The sequence below is a fragment of the Pleomorphomonas koreensis DSM 23070 genome, from assembly GCF_000425185.1.
GTDB classification, from domain to species: domain Bacteria; phylum Pseudomonadota; class Alphaproteobacteria; order Rhizobiales; family Pleomorphomonadaceae; genus Pleomorphomonas; species Pleomorphomonas koreensis.
In genome coordinates this window covers 188,109-201,550 of the sequence record NZ_KE384327.1, presented here as the reverse complement: position 1 = coordinate 201,550, position 13,442 = coordinate 188,109, and the positions used below count along the sequence as shown (strand labels likewise).

The 13,442-nt window shown below is 68.2% G+C and carries 12 protein-coding genes; 6 read left to right on the top strand and 6 right to left on the bottom strand.

From position 1 onward, the window contains the following. Nucleotides 1-33: 33 nt before the first annotated feature. From H512_RS0121025 to msrA, 4 genes are all read right to left on the bottom strand, one after another. Complete coding sequence (locus tag H512_RS0121025) at nt 34-1,044, bottom strand: ABC transporter permease (RefSeq protein WP_084798680.1); 1,011 nt, start codon at nt 1,042-1,044, stop codon at nt 34-36. A gap of 70 nt (nt 1,045-1,114) precedes the next feature. Then, nucleotides 1,115-2,626 carry a sugar ABC transporter ATP-binding protein gene (locus H512_RS0121020; RefSeq protein ID WP_036793072.1) on the bottom strand — a complete coding sequence of 504 codons (1,512 nt, stop codon included), beginning with the start codon at nt 2,624-2,626 and terminating at the stop codon, nt 1,115-1,117. Between the two features lie 744 nt (nt 2,627-3,370). Next, entirely contained in the window at nt 3,371-3,946 is a 576-nt protein-coding gene (locus H512_RS0121015; RefSeq protein WP_026785073.1) for an NADPH-dependent FMN reductase, read from the bottom strand. Beyond that, on the bottom strand, nt 3,943-4,611 hold the full coding sequence (gene msrA / locus H512_RS0121010) for a peptide-methionine (S)-S-oxide reductase MsrA (protein WP_036793071.1): 669 nt from the start codon (nt 4,609-4,611) through the stop codon (nt 3,943-3,945). Before msrA ends, H512_RS0121015 begins: the two co-directional genes overlap by 4 nt. 166 nt (nt 4,612-4,777) lie before the next feature. Here msrA and H512_RS0121005 point away from each other — a divergent pair, with 166 nt between their 5' ends. Continuing rightward, on the top strand, nt 4,778-5,473 hold the full coding sequence (locus H512_RS0121005) for a Crp/Fnr family transcriptional regulator (protein ID WP_036793158.1): 696 nt from the start codon (nt 4,778-4,780) through the stop codon (nt 5,471-5,473). A 3-nt stretch (nt 5,474-5,476) separates the two neighbouring features. Here H512_RS0121005 and ubiB read toward each other — a convergent pair whose 3' ends face one another. Both ubiB and ubiE read right to left on the bottom strand, forming a co-directional pair. After that, nucleotides 5,477-7,006, bottom strand: coding sequence for a 2-polyprenylphenol 6-hydroxylase (ubiB, locus tag H512_RS0121000; protein ID WP_026785070.1), 1,530 nt, complete (start codon nt 7,004-7,006; stop codon nt 5,477-5,479). Nucleotides 7,007-7,135: 129 nt separating this feature from the next. Further along, on the bottom strand, nt 7,136-7,891 hold the full coding sequence (gene ubiE / locus H512_RS0120995) for a bifunctional demethylmenaquinone methyltransferase/2-methoxy-6-polyprenyl-1,4-benzoquinol methylase UbiE (protein WP_026785069.1): 756 nt from the start codon (nt 7,889-7,891) through the stop codon (nt 7,136-7,138). 149 nt (nt 7,892-8,040) lie between these two features. On the opposite strand from ubiE, the gene mutM reads away from it, so the two are divergent. The 5 genes from mutM to dnaN all read left to right on the top strand — a co-directional run bounded on the left by mutM (nt 8,041) and on the right by dnaN (nt 13,439). After that, nucleotides 8,041-8,907 carry a bifunctional DNA-formamidopyrimidine glycosylase/DNA-(apurinic or apyrimidinic site) lyase gene (gene mutM, locus H512_RS0120990; RefSeq protein ID WP_026785068.1) on the top strand — a complete coding sequence of 289 codons (867 nt, stop codon included), beginning with the start codon at nt 8,041-8,043 and terminating at the stop codon, nt 8,905-8,907. Nucleotides 8,908-9,072: 165 nt separating this feature from the next. After that, nucleotides 9,073-9,339 (top strand): 30S ribosomal protein S20, encoded by a 267-nt coding sequence (gene rpsT, locus H512_RS0120985; protein ID WP_026785067.1) that lies wholly within the window; start codon nt 9,073-9,075, stop codon nt 9,337-9,339. A gap of 664 nt (nt 9,340-10,003) precedes the next feature. Continuing rightward, complete coding sequence (locus H512_RS0120980) at nt 10,004-10,408, top strand: rhodanese-like domain-containing protein (RefSeq protein ID WP_245585474.1); 405 nt, start codon at nt 10,004-10,006, stop codon at nt 10,406-10,408. A gap of 232 nt (nt 10,409-10,640) precedes the next feature. Continuing rightward, nucleotides 10,641-12,107, top strand: a complete 1,467-nt coding sequence (gene dnaA / locus H512_RS0120975) for a chromosomal replication initiator protein DnaA (RefSeq protein ID WP_053240121.1) — start codon at nt 10,641-10,643, stop codon at nt 12,105-12,107. 213 nt (nt 12,108-12,320) lie between these two features. Continuing rightward, nucleotides 12,321-13,439: a DNA polymerase III subunit beta gene (gene dnaN / locus H512_RS0120970; protein WP_026785064.1), complete on the top strand. Its 1,119-nt coding sequence runs from the start codon at nt 12,321-12,323 to the stop codon at nt 13,437-13,439. Nucleotides 13,440-13,442: the final 3 nt, after the last annotated feature.

The following is a 13,442-nucleotide window of genomic DNA, read 5'->3' as shown; positions in this document are numbered from 1 at the left end:
AACTAGTCAGGTGGTCCGCTCCGAGAGTTATCTTCAGCGGGCGGACTTCATGACATTCTGGCGCAGAACGTCGACGGCGACGGCAACCACGATCACCGCGCCGATGGCGAAGGTCTGGAAGGCGCTGTCGACATTCAGAAGATTGAGGCCGTTGCGCAGCACGGCGATCAGCAGCACGCCGATGATCGTGTTGCCGATCGAGCCGACGCCGCCGAAGAAGCTGGCGCCGCCGATGATGACGGCGGCGATGGCGTCGGTCTCGTAGTCGAGGCCGGCCAGCGGATAGACGGCGTTGACGCGGCCGGCCAGCACCAGGCCGGCCAGCGCCGCCGTGAGGCCGGACATCGTATAGACGAGGTTCAGGATGCCGTTGACCTTGATGCCGGACAGACGCGCCGCTTCCTTGTTGCCGCCGACGGCGTAGATGTAGCGGCCGGTCGAGGTGCGGGTCAGGAAGAAATACATGCCGATGTAGAGGATGGCGACGAGAATGAAGCTCACCGGCACCTGACCGATGGAGTTGTTGCCGAGGAACTGGATTTCCTCGGGGAACATGCTGATCGGCGCGGCGGCGGTGACGAACAGCGCGATGCCGCGGGCCATCTTCTGCATGCCGAGCGTCGAGATGAACGGATGCGGCAGCCGCAGCTTGGTGAGCAGGAGGCCGTTGGCGAGGCCGAGGAGAGCGCCCGAGCCGAGGCACACCAGGATGGCCGGATAGGGCCCCCAGCCCCAGCGGTCGGAGGCGATGCCCATCATCATGGTCGACAGCGCCAGCACCGAGCCGACGGAAAGATCGATGCCGGCCGTCAGGATGGCGAGGAACATGCCGATCGACACGATGGCGCTGACCGCCGCCTGCGAGGCGACGTTCATCAGGTTGTCCATGGTCATGAAGCGCGGCGACAGCACGCTCATCACCGCGCAGAGCAGGATCAGGCTGAGGAGGACGCCGAGCTGGTAGAGCTTCTCCGTCATGGCCGCGCTCTTGGCGATCGTTTTCTCGCCCGGCAGCTTGTCGTTGGTCAGGGCCTCGTTGGACATTGGAAAATTCCTCCCACGGAATTCGGTCCGGCCGCGCGGGGCCGGGAAAGGCTGGTCGGGACGCTTGGGATCAGGACGCCTGCTTGAAGCCGGACGCGGCGTACATGATCTTTTCCTGCGTCGCTTCCTCCTGCGTCATCTCGCCGGTGATCTCGCCCTCGTGCATGACGAGGATGCGGTCGGCCATGCCCATCACCTCCTCCATTTCCGAGCAGATGATGATGACGCCGGCGCCGCCGGCGACCAGCTGGTTGATCAGCTTGTAGACTTCGACCTTGGCGCCGACGTCGATGCCGCGCGTCGGCTCGTCGAAGATGAAGATCCTGGCGTTGGACAGCAGCCACTTGGCGATGACCACCTTCTGCTGGTTGCCGCCCGAAAGCTTGCCGACCAGCATGTCCATGCCCGACGTCTTGAGGCGCATCTCCGAGCAGATCTTGCGGGCGATGTCCCGGAGTCGCTTGAGACTCAGCCAGCCGGCCTTGCCGTACTTGTGCATCTTGACGATGGTGGCGTTGAAGGCGACGCTCTGGATCAGGATGAGGCCCTGTTCCTTGCGGTTCTCGGTCAGGAAGGCGATGCCGGCGTTGATCGAGTCGATCGGCTGGCGGATCTTCACCTGTTTGCCGAACACCTCGATCGTGCCGCTGTCGTAGGGATCGGCGCCGGTGATGGCGCGCGCCGTCTCGGTGCGTCCGGCGCCGACCAGGCCGGCGAAGCCGAGCACCTCTCCGGCCCTCAGCTCGAAGGAGACGTCGTGCAGCACGCCCTTCCGGTTGAGGTTCCTGACCGACAGCACGACGTCGCCGTGCGGTGCCCGTTCCTTGGGATACTTGTTCTGGATGCTGCGGCCGACCATCAGCTGGATGATGTCGGCGACGGAGCGCTCCTTCATGACGAAGGACTCGATGGTGCGGCCATCGCGCATCACGGTGACGGTGTCGCAGTTCTCGCGCACCTCGTCGAGGCGGTGCGAGATGAACAGGATGGCGACGCCGCGCTCCTTCATCTGCGCCATCACCCGGAAGAGGTCATGGGCCTCCTTCTCGCTGAGGCTGGAGGTCGGCTCGTCCATGATGATCAGCTTGGCGTTCGACCACACGGCGCGGCAGATCTCGACCATCTGCTGATGGCCGACGCCGAGCGTGCCGAGCCTCGCGGTGGGCGACACGGCCAGGCCGAGGTCGGCGAGCAGTTCGGCCGCCTTGGCGTTCATCTGGGCCCGGTCGAGCAGGTTGAACGACGGCGCCAGATACATCTCGCGGCCGAGGAAGATGTTCTCGGCGACGGAGAGATGCGGAATGAGGTTCAGTTCCTGGTAGATGCAGCCGATGCCGATGCCCATCGCCCGGCGCGGGTCGAGGGAGGTATAGGTGACGCCGTCGAACTCGATGGTGCCGGAATCCGGGGTATAGGCGCCGGTCAGCATCTTGATCAGCGTCGACTTGCCGGCGCCGTTTTCGCCGCAGATGCCGTGGATTTCGCCGGCGCGCGCCTCGATGTCGACCCCGTCCAGCGCGACGACGCCGGGAAACTTCTTGGTCAGGCCCTTGACTCTCAGCAGGATTCCATCGGCGACCATTTCCGATACCTCAATTGCAGTGCCGAGCAACCGGTCGCCGCGCCGCCCGGGAACTGGCGTCGCTGCCTGACGGTTCTCCCCCATGATCGACCGAGCGGCTCCTCCCGGATCGGTCTCCTCCCAAGCTCCGCACAATCAAGAATGAAGCGACTGTTTTCCCGCTTAGAATGGAAGATTAGTTCCATATCCGGTCTGTGCCGTCAAGCCCCCTTCCGATGGACGGCCGTCCGCCGCGGTCCACCGATGGCCATCGCCGAGCCGGTCAAAAGTCGCTCAAAATGTTGAAATGCGCCAGCTAATAAGAGTGGTTCGCTGCTGCCTGCGAAACGAGAGGTCGACTTCGGTCATACTAACGTATGAAATAAGTGTTTCATGCTCGACAGAACGCAGTCTGCCCGTCTCAATCGATCGGTCCGGTTCATGGGGCATTCCGCCGGACACGCCCCGGCCGCCTCGGTCCGGCGATCCACGAGACGCCGGCCCGCCTGCCCCTGGCGCGGATGCGGTCGAAACCCCGCCGGCCCCGGCGGATGAAGCGGTTATAGGTTATAGAGTGTCCTGTGCGGAACCGTGGCCAGACGGCGCGTTCTTCCGCTGCAGGCCGGTCCCGATTGCATGGACGATGCCTGCGCCGGTCATCGACATGGCCTTGCCGGGTAGAACCGGCCCATGGCGCATCCCTCCTTCCCGCAAGGGAGTTGCACCACCAAGATCTGCGGCCAAACGGCGCTCCAGGGGCGGGAGCTAGCGCCGGGCCGCCTCGGCGATCAGCGCGGCGACCAGCCGCTCCACTTGCGCCGCCGGCTCGCCCGCGAGATTGCCGCGCGCGTCGAAGGCCGCGTCGGCGTGCGGCACGGCCACCTGCTCGACGAGGACGCGGGCGCCGAGGGCGTTCTCCAGGATCAGTCTCAGCTGCATCAGCGACCTTATGCCGGCGAACGCGTCGACCGAGGCGGCGCCGATGGCAAAGACGCGTTGGGTCCACAGGCCGCGGCGGCGGTCGCCCTGGACGCGGCTCAGCCAGTCGATGCTGTTTTTCAGAAGCGGAGTCAGCGAATGATTGTATTCGGGCGAGGCGATGAACACGCCGTCGGCGGCCAGCATCTGGTCGGCGAGCTTCAGCGCCGCCTCGGGCACGCCGCGCGCCATCTCGTCGTCGCCGTCGTAGAGCGGCATCGGATAGTCGGCGAGCGACAGGAGCCGCGCCTCGGCGTCGCGCAGCGCGATCTCCCGCGCCACCAGCGCCGCCAGGCGGCCGTTGCAACTGCCGCCGCGCGTCGAGCCGGCGAACAGCAGGATGACCGGCCGCCGGCCGATCACGGCCGCGCCGCCGGTCCCGGCGCCGGGCAGGCGACGCCCGTGCCGCCGAGGCCGCAGTAGCCGCCGGGATTTTTGGCGAGATACTGCTGATGGTAGTCCTCGGCGAAGTAATAAGGGCCGGCCGGCTCGATCGCCGTGGTGACCGGTTCGGAATATCCGGCGAGGGCCAGCGCCTCGCCATAGGCCGCCCGCGCCGCCTCGGCGACGGCGCGTTGCGCCGCGTCGTGCACGTAGATCGCCGATCGGTACTGGGTGCCGACATCATTGCCCTGGCGCATGCCCTGCGTCGGATCGTGGCTCTCGAAGAACACCCGCACGAGGTCGGCGTAGGAGACGACATCGGGATCGAACACCACCTCCACCGCCTCGGCATGGCCGGTGCGGCCCGAGCAGACCTCCTCGTAGGTGGGATTTTCGGTGATGCCGCCGGTGTAGCCGACCGACGTCACAGAAACGCCCGGCAACTGCCAGAACAGCCGCTCGGCGCCCCAGAAGCAGCCGAGGGCGAAGGTGGCGACGGCGCATCCCTCGGGGTGCGGCCCGTTGAGCGGCCGGCTGTTGACGAAATGCCGTTCGGCGGTGGCGACAGGTTCGCGGCGGCCGGGCAGCGCCGTCTCCGGCGTCGGCAGGACGGCCGGCTTGCGGAATGTCTCGAAGAGGGCCATGGCGTCTCCTTCTCTCCCATCCCCCGGATCGGTCCTTCAAGATGGAACCGCCGCCGCCGCTTTGCAAGCCGGGCCGACGGAGCGGATCGGGCGGACGTCCGAGCCGAACCGCGCTGGTGTCTCGCCGACGCTTTGTTATAAGGGGCGGCAGAGGAGACCTATGCTGATGGCGCCCCGCAAGCTCGACCGATCGCTGATCCGCGGCTTCGACCTGTTCCGCGACATGACCGAGGACAACCTCGATGCCGTGCTGGCCACCGTGCAGGTGCGCACCGTCGAGCCGGGCGAGCCGGTGTTCAGCCAGGGCGCGGCGGCCGACGAGTTCTTCCTGCTGCTGCACGGCCATCTCAAGGTGGTGCAGGTGACGCCGTCGGGCGAGCAGGTGGTGGTGCGCCACGTGCTGCCGGGCGAGGTGTTCGGCATCGCCCGCGCCATCCGCCGCACCGATTATCCGGCCACCGCCGAGGCGGTGACCGAGAGCATCGTCCTCGCCTGGATGTCGACCCAGTGGCCGGATTTCGTGGCGCTCAACCCGGTGCTGGCCGTCAACGCCCTCGAAGCGGTGGGCGAACGGCTGCAGGAGGCGCATACCCGCATCCGCGAACTGTCGACCGAGGAAGTGGAGCGCCGCGTCGCCCACGCGCTGCTGCGGCTCGTCCGCCGGGCCGGCCGTCCGGAGGAGGGCGGCATCCGCATCGACTTCCCGCTCACCCGTCAGGACATCGCCGAGATGACCGGTACCACGCTGCACACGGTGAGCCGGCTGCTCAGCGCCTGGGAGGCGCAGGGCATCGTCAAGAGCGCCCGCCGCAAGATCGCCGTCACCGACGAGGCGCGGCTCGCGGCGCTCGCCCGCGGCTGAGGCTCAAATCCAGCCGAGGCTTGACGCGGCGATCACCACCAGCGCCAGCGCGCCGATCCAGAGCGGCAGGGCGGTGAAACGCCGGCGCCGGCGACCGTCGGCCATCGCGGCGCGGGTGGCGAGCAGTTCGACGGCATCGAACAGGCGCGGCAGGCGCGGGGCGAGGGCGGCGAGATTGCCGAGCGCCGTCGCCGCCGTCTCCAGCCGGCCGATCGGCCCGAGATTGCGGGCGATCCAGCCGCCGACCACCGGCTCGGACACCTTCCACATGTCGAGGTGGGGATCGAGGGAGCGGGCGACGCCCTCCACCACCACCATGGTCTTCTGAAGGAGGATCAGCTCGGGCCGCGTCTGCATGGCGAACAGCTCGGTGGTCTCGAACAGCTGGTTGAGCAGCCGCGACATGGCGATCTCCGAGGCCGGCACGCCGTGCAGCGGCTCGCCGACGGCCCGCAGCGCCTGGGCGAAGGTTTCGAGTTCCTGCTCGGCCGGCACGTAGCCGGCCTCGAAATGCACCTCGGCCACCCGCCGGTAGTTGCGGGTGATGAAGCCGTGCAGGATCTCGGCGAGATAGCGGCGCTCGCGCGGGCCGAGGCGGCCGACGATGCCGAAATCGACGGCGACGATGCGGCCGGCGGCATCGACGAACAGGTTGCCCTGGTGCATGTCGGCGTGGAAGAAGCCGTCGCGCAGCGCGTGCCGCAGGAACGACTGCAGCAGCGTCGCCGCGAGCTTCCGCGGGTCGTGGCCGGCGGCGCGGATGGCACCGAGGTCGGACAGCTTCAGGCCGTCGATCCATTCCATGGTCAGCACGGCGCGGCTGGTGCGCCGCCAGTCAACCGTAGGCACGCGGAAATCGGCATCGTCGGCCGTGTTCTGCGCCATTTCCGACAGGGCGGCCGCCTCCAGGCGGAAATCCATCTCCAGCGTCAGCGAGCGGGCGAGCGTGTCGACGATGGCCACCGGCCTGAGGCGGCGGGCGCGCGGCGCCACCCTCTCGATCAGCCGGGCGGCCAGGTAGAAGCCGGCGAGGTCGGAGGCAATGCGTCCCGCGACGCCGGGCCGCAGCACCTTCACCGCCACGTCGCGGCGCGTGCCGTCGCGCTCGATGACCGTCGCCTTGTGCACCTGGGCGATCGAGGCGGCGGCGATCGGCGCCGACAGCTCGGGAAACAGCCGCTCGGCGTCAAGGCCGAAGCTGTCGCCGATCACCGCCCGGGCGCCGGCGAGACCGAAGTCGGGCATGGCGTCCTGCAACTCGCTGAGGTCGGCGGCGAGCGCCGCGCCCACCACGTCCGGCCGGGTGGCGAGGAACTGGCCGAGCTTGACGTAGGACGGGCCGAGCCGCGAGAAGGCGATGGAGAGGCGTTCCGCCCGGCTGGCGGCGCTGCGCCGGCGGATCGCCCCGGCGAGCACCAGCGCCGCCGACACGGCAAAGGGGCGCGGCTCGGGCAGCGGCAGGGCGTTGATCACTCCCTCGCGGGCGAGCACGTAGGCGGCGCGGACGAGGCGGGCGAGATCGACGAGAAGCATCCGGCAGGTTCCTGGAGCATTTCCCGACCGGACCGCTCGAGCCGATCGGCAGGGCAATGCCTGAGAGTCAATGGATCGCCCATCTCCGGTCCGGATCGGCCGATCCGGTTCGGCAAGGCGGGAGGGCGGTCAGATCTTCACGCCGACATGCAGCGCCACCACGCCGAGCGTCATGTTGGTGTAGCCGACGCGGCGGAAGCCGGCCGCCTCGATCGTCGCCTTGAAGCGCTCCTGATCGGGGAAGCGGCGGATCGATTCGACGAGATAGCGGTAGCTGTCCTCGTCCTTCGCCACCACGCGGCCGATCTTCGGCACCAGATGGAAGGAATAGAGGTCGTAGACCTTGTCGGCCAGCGGCGCGTCGACGCGCGAGAATTCCAGGCAGAGGAAGCGGCCGCCCGGCTTCAGCACCCGGTAGGCCTCGGCAAGCGCCTTGTCGATCTTCGGCACGTTGCGGATGCCGAAGGCGATGGTGTAGGCGTCGAAGCTCTGGTCCGGCCAGGGCAGATCCTCGGCGTTGGCCTCGACGAACTCCAGCCTGTCGAGCCCGCGCGCCCTGGCCCGCTCGCGGCCGACCTCCAGCATCGAGGAGTTGATGTCGGCAACGGTGATCTCGGCGGTGCGGTTCGAGCGCTCGGCGATGCGGAAGGCGATGTCGCCGGTGCCTCCAGCCATGTCGAGCACCTTGAACGGCCGCTTGCCCGAACGCGGCGGCGCCAGACGGGAGACCATGGCGTCCTTCCAGAGCCGGTGCAGGCCGCCCGACATCAGGTCATTCATCAGGTCGTAGCGGCCGGCCACCGAATGGAAGACGCGATCGACCAGGCCCTGCTTGTCGTGCGGATCGACCTCGCGAAAGCCGAAGGAAGTGCTGTTGTCCGTCATCGTCCGTCCCGTCCCGCCGTGAGTCGTGCCGGCCGGCCGCCCGAAAGCGCGCCGCCGGCCTTGCCAGCGACCATAGCCCAACGATACGACGGACGCTATGTTGGCCTCGGACGGCGACGTGGCTGCCAGAATGCGGAGGTCTTCACGACATGCCCGAACTGCCGGAAGTCGAGACGGTGCGGCGCGGCCTGTCGCCGCTGTTCGAGGGAGCGGTCATCGAGCGGGTGACGCTCGCCCGGCAGGCCCTGCGCTACCCCTTTCCCGAGCGCTTTGCCGAGCGCCTGGGAGGCCGGCGCGTCCTCGGGCTCGGCCGGCGGTCGAAATACCTGCTGTTCGAGCTTGAAGGCGACGAGACGCTGCTCGCCCACCTGGGCATGTCAGGCTCCTTCCGCATCGAGGCGGCCGGCGACGCCACCGGCACGCCCGGCGGTTTCGCGCTCGCCCGCTCGCGCGATCCCCGCCACGACCACGTCCGTTTCGATCTGCGGGGCGGGGCGGCCGTCGTCTACAACGATCCCCGCCGCTTCGGCTTCATGGACCTGTTGTCGCGCGAGGGGCTCGAGCGTAACCCGCGCCTCAGGGACCTCGGCGTCGAGCCGACCTCCAACCTCTTTTCGGCGGCGACGCTCGCTGCTTTCGCGGACCGCCGCACGCCGCTGAAGGCGGCCCTTCTCGACCAGACGGTGGTCACCGGCCTCGGCAACATCTACGTCGCCGAAGCGCTGTGGCGGGCCGGCCTCGACCCGCGCCGGCCGGCCGCCGTCTTGGCCGATGCCGCCGTCGCCGAAGCCCTCGCGGCGGCGATCCGCGCCGTCATCGCCGAGGCGGTCGAGGCCGGCGGCTCCTCCTTGCGCGACCACATGCGCACCGACGGCACGCTCGGCTATTTCCAGCACCGCTTCGCCGTCTACGACCGGGAAGGCGAGCCATGCCGACGTCCGGGCTGCGGCGGCACGGTGACGCGCCTGCGTCAGGCCGGACGCTCGACCTTCTTTTGTCCGTCCTGCCAGCGCTGACGGCGTTGACGGCGGCCGCGCCAGCGTCTATAAGCCCGCCCCAAGGACGGTGGCCGGCGGTCGTCGGCCTCCGACAGGATTTATGTCGTCCGCGTGGCCGGGTCCGGCAGCCGCGACGATCCAACAACAAGGCCCGGCGTCGCCGGGAGAGAGAAAGGCTGGAGCATGGCCAATACGTCGTCGGCCAAGAAGGCGGCCCGCAAGATCGCGGCTCGCACCGAAGTCAACAAGGCCCGTCGCAGCCGCATGCGGTCCTTCGTGCGCAAGTTCGAGGAGGCCGCCGCCGCTGGCGACAAGGCCGCCGCTGCCGAAGCCTTCAAGGCGGTCGAGCCGGAGATCATGCGCGCGGCGACCAAGGGCATCGTTCACAAGAACACCGCCTCGCGCAAGGTGTCGCGGCTTGCCGCCCGCCTCAAGGCGATCAGCGTCTGATTGTCTGTCTTCGGGCGCGGGCCGACGCCCGCACCTGCTTTTGACGACCCTTCGGGGCCCGGCGTCGCGCTGGGCCCTTTTTGCTTTTCCGGCTTGGGCGGACGCGGTTTGCCGCACTGGCGGGGCGAGAGTCGGGTGTCAGATTTTCTTGTTAAAAAACAATATGTTGGCCATACGTCGGCTCCGGGCGGTATCGATTCCGGCGCAATGGAAACCAAAACACGGCTAAGGAATGGCGGAGCCGGCGGCTTACGACCAAATGCGGTTCCGCCGGATGGAAAGCTGCAAATCTTTGAATCGCCTAGGCTTCGCCGTTCGACTTTCGGAGGGTGTCCGGCCGGGTAAAAAGCGGGTTAACGCCCTAGGGAGATTCGGCTCTTGCCCGTCCCTTGGGGGCTGTGTATGGTCACCCCTGTTGTCGCCGGCGAGCCAAGCACTCGTCTGCCAATGTAAGTTAAAGCAGGGGGCTAGCCGTCGGTAGTTCTTCGAATACGATAGCCGAGGCAAAGTAGCCAACTCAATCCGGGAAAGGCAGATCGTTGCAAGTGCGCTTTTGGCGCGCGATTTTGTTTTGTCTTTTCTTCAGGGTTTATCTTTGGGTGGTGGGGCGATCTTGAATACGGGGTCTTTCGACGAGAATCCGGGTCATGCGGGAGACGTCGGCGTGCGCGAGACGTGGGCGGCGCTGGCCGCCGACCCGTCGGCGCATCTGGTCGACGTCCGCACGGTGGCCGAATGGAACTTCGTCGGCCTGCCCGATCTCGGCGCCCTCGGCAAGCGGGTGCTGCTCGTCGAATGGCAGCGCTTTCCCGACATGACCGTCAACTCCGCCTTTGCCGATGAGCTGGGCGAGGCGCTGGCCGACCTTGGGGTCGGCGACGAGGCGTCGCTCTATTTCATCTGCCGCTCGGGCGCCCGCAGCCGGTCGGCAGCGATCGCGGCGACCGCCGCCGGCATCAAGCGGGCCTTCAACGTGGCGGGCGGCTTCGAGGGCGCGCTCGGCCCGGACCGACACCGGGGCTGCGTCGACGGCTGGAAGGCCGGCGGCCTGCCCTGGATCCAGAGCTGAGACCCGTCAGGGCGACTGCGGCCGGCATCGGAACAGCCGGAGGGCGCGTTTTCCGAAAGGAGACGGTCGCCTGTTCCCCCTCCCCGAAAGGAGGGCATGATGGACCTTCCGGCCGCGGGCGGAAGGCTGAGCAAGCGGTTCGGGGGATCCTCCGGGCCGCGCGGCGGATGTTCCTGGCGGAAGCATCCGGCGCGAGTTTGGCGTAAGAGACGAGTTTGATGGAGGCCGAAACATGTTGGAAGCGGAAACCGGCGGCATCGCCGGGGCAGCACCTGGTCACGGCGAGGCCTGGGCGCGCGTTTGCGGCCGCCTCAAGGCTGATCTCGGCGACGAGGTGTTCTCCTGCTGGTTCGCCGGCATGAACGTCGAGCAGATCGAGGGCGGCACCGTCTGGCTCTCGGTGCCGAGCCGCTTCCTGAAGACCTGGATCTCCACCCATTACCGCGACAAGCTGGCCGCCCTCTGGCAGGCCGAAGGCCCGGCCTATCGCAAGGTCGAGGTATCGGTACGCACCGCCATGCGCGCCAAGGTCGAGGCGCCGGCCCGCTTCGCGACGCCGGAAGCCGCCCGCCCGGCCAGCGCGCCGCCGCCGCGCGCCGCCGCCCTGCCGCTGCGTCCGGTGGCCGACGCCGCCTCGGCGCGCCTGTTCGACGACATCTCCTCGCCGCTCGATCCGCGCTACACCTTCGACAATTTCGTCGAGGGCGCTTCCAACCGGCTGGCGCTGGCCGCCGCCCGTCAGGTGGCCGACGGCTCGGCCTCCGGCGTCAAGTTCAACCCGCTCTACATCCATTCCTCGGTCGGCCAGGGCAAGACGCATCTGTTGCAGGGCCTCGTGCACAGCCTGAAGGCCGGGCACCCGGAGATGCGGGCGCTCTACCTCACCGCCGAGCATTTCATGTACCGTTTCGTCCAGTCGTTGCAGACCCAGTCGGCGATGGCCTTCAAGGAAGCGCTGCGCACCATCGACCTCCTGGTGATCGACGACATGCAGTTCCTGCACGGCAAGCAGATCCAGCAGGAGTTCTGTCACACGGTCAACACGCTGATCGACGGCGCCCGCCAGGTGATCGTCGCCGCCGACCGGCCGCCGGTCGAGCTGGAGACCATGGACGAGCGCGTCCGCTCGCGCCTCTCGGGCGGCCTCCTCATCGAGATCGGCGCCCCCGACGCGGCGCTGCGCCGGGCGATCGTCGAGCGCCGCATCGCGCTCACCGCCCGCCACATGCCGGGCTTCGCCGTGCCCGACGACGTCATCGACTTCATCGTCCGCAACGTCACCACCTCCGGCCGCGACCTCGAGGGCGCGGTGACGCGCCTCGCCGGCCACAACCAGCTGACCGGCCTGACGCTGTCGCTTTCCATGGCCGAGACGACGCTGAAGGACCTGATCCGCGTCACCGACACCCGCCGCGTCAAGATCGAGGACATCCAGCGCGTCGTCTCCAAGCACTACAACGTCTCCAAGCAGGACCTCCTGTCGTCGCGCCGCACCCGCTCGATCGTCTGGCCGCGCCAGATCGCCATGTATCTGGCGAAGTCGCTGACGCTGCGCTCGCTGCCGGAAATCGGCCGCCGCTTCGGCGGTCGCGACCACACCACCGTGCTGCATGCCGTGCGCAAGGTGGAGGAGATGCTGGGCTCCGACGAGGCGCTGGTGCAGGAGATCGAGGTGCTGAAGCGCATGCTGGAGGCCTGACGGCCGGCCGGATACCAAAACGCCGGCGAAAACCGCATTTGCCGCCGGCCTGCCGGCTTGCGCAAATCGGCAGTTGCCGTAATGTGCTGTTCCCCGCGGCCGCCTTGGCGGCACGGGGAGAAACGGCCTCGGGCACCAGATTTTCCGGAAGGCCGCGCCGGTCGCACCCCGTGCGGCCGATCGGCGCGGCCGCCACGACAGACGGGTTTTTCCATGCGCGTTACGCTGGAGCGGTCGCACCTCCTCGCCTCCCTCACCCACGTCCACCGCGTCGTCGAGCGTCGGAACACCATTCCGATCCTCTCCAACGTGCTGATCCGCACCGACGGCGACGAGCTGAAGCTGAAGGCGACCGACCTCGACCTTGAGGCGCAGGAGGCGGTGCCGGCCGTCGTCGAGCGGCCGGGCGCCACCACCGTGCCGGCGCACATGTTCTACGACATCGTGCGCAAGCTGCCGGAGGGGGCGCAGGTGTCGCTGGAGGCGTCGGCCGACGGCGCCACGCTGGCCATCTCCTCGGGCCGCTCGCGCTTTGCGTTGCAGATGCTGCCGGAGAGCGACTTCCCCGACATCACCGTCGGCGAACTCAGCCACGCCTTCACGCTGGAGGCCGGCGATCTCAAGCGTCTCATCGACCGCACGCAGTTCGCCATCTCCAACGAGGAGATCCGCTACTACCTGAACGGCATCTTCCTGCATGCCGTCGACGGCCCCGACGGGCCGCTGTTCCGCGCCGTCGCCACCGACGGCCACCGCCTCGCCCGCGCCGACATCGCCGCGCCGAAGGGCGCCGAGGGCATGCCCGGCATCATCGTGCCGAGGAAGACGGTGGGCGAGATCCAGCGGCTGATCGAGGACCCCAAGGCCGAGTTGAAGGTCGAGCTGTCGGACGCCAAGATCCGCCTCACCGTCGGCAACGTCGTGCTGACCTCCAAGCTGATCGACGGCACCTTCCCCGACTACGGCCGGGTGATTCCGCAGGGCAACGACAAGGAGCTGCGCGTCGACAAGGCCGAGTTCGCCGAGGCGGTCGACCGCGTCTCCACCATCTCCTCGGAGCGCGGCCGCGCCGTCAAGCTGGCGCTGGCCGACGGCCGGCTGGTGCTGACCGTCGTCAACCCCGATTCGGGCACCGCCACCGAGGAGGTGATGGTCGACTACGAGGACGCGCCGCTGGAGATCGGCTTCAACGCCCGCTACCTCCTCGACATCGCCGGCCAGCTCACCTCGGAGACGGCGGTGTTCCACCTCGCCGACGCCGGCTCGCCGACGCTGATCCAGGATGCCGGCGACGGCGCCACGCTCTATGTGCTGATGCCGATGCGGGTGTGACCT

What these genes read in the sequence shown, in the direction of transcription:
- H512_RS0121025 (WP_084798680.1), bottom strand. Translation starts at nt 1,044, where the DNA reads ATGTCCAACGAGGCCCTGACCAACGACAAGCTGCCGGGCGAGAAAACG.
- H512_RS0121020 (WP_036793072.1), bottom strand. Translation starts at nt 2,626, where the DNA reads ATGGTCGCCGATGGAATCCTGCTGAGAGTCAAGGGCCTGACCAAGAAG.
- msrA (WP_036793071.1), bottom strand. Translation starts at nt 4,611, where the DNA reads ATGGCCCTCTTCGAGACATTCCGCAAGCCGGCCGTCCTGCCGACGCCG.
- H512_RS0121005 (WP_036793158.1), top strand. Translation starts at nt 4,778, where the DNA reads ATGGCGCCCCGCAAGCTCGACCGATCGCTGATCCGCGGCTTCGACCTG.
- ubiB (WP_026785070.1), bottom strand. Translation starts at nt 7,006, where the DNA reads ATGCTTCTCGTCGATCTCGCCCGCCTCGTCCGCGCCGCCTACGTGCTC.
- ubiE (WP_026785069.1), bottom strand. Translation starts at nt 7,891, where the DNA reads ATGACGGACAACAGCACTTCCTTCGGCTTTCGCGAGGTCGATCCGCAC.
- mutM (WP_026785068.1), top strand. Translation starts at nt 8,041, where the DNA reads ATGCCCGAACTGCCGGAAGTCGAGACGGTGCGGCGCGGCCTGTCGCCG.
- rpsT (WP_026785067.1), top strand. Translation starts at nt 9,073, where the DNA reads ATGGCCAATACGTCGTCGGCCAAGAAGGCGGCCCGCAAGATCGCGGCT.
- dnaA (WP_053240121.1), top strand. Translation starts at nt 10,641, where the DNA reads ATGTTGGAAGCGGAAACCGGCGGCATCGCCGGGGCAGCACCTGGTCAC.
- dnaN (WP_026785064.1), top strand. Translation starts at nt 12,321, where the DNA reads ATGCGCGTTACGCTGGAGCGGTCGCACCTCCTCGCCTCCCTCACCCAC.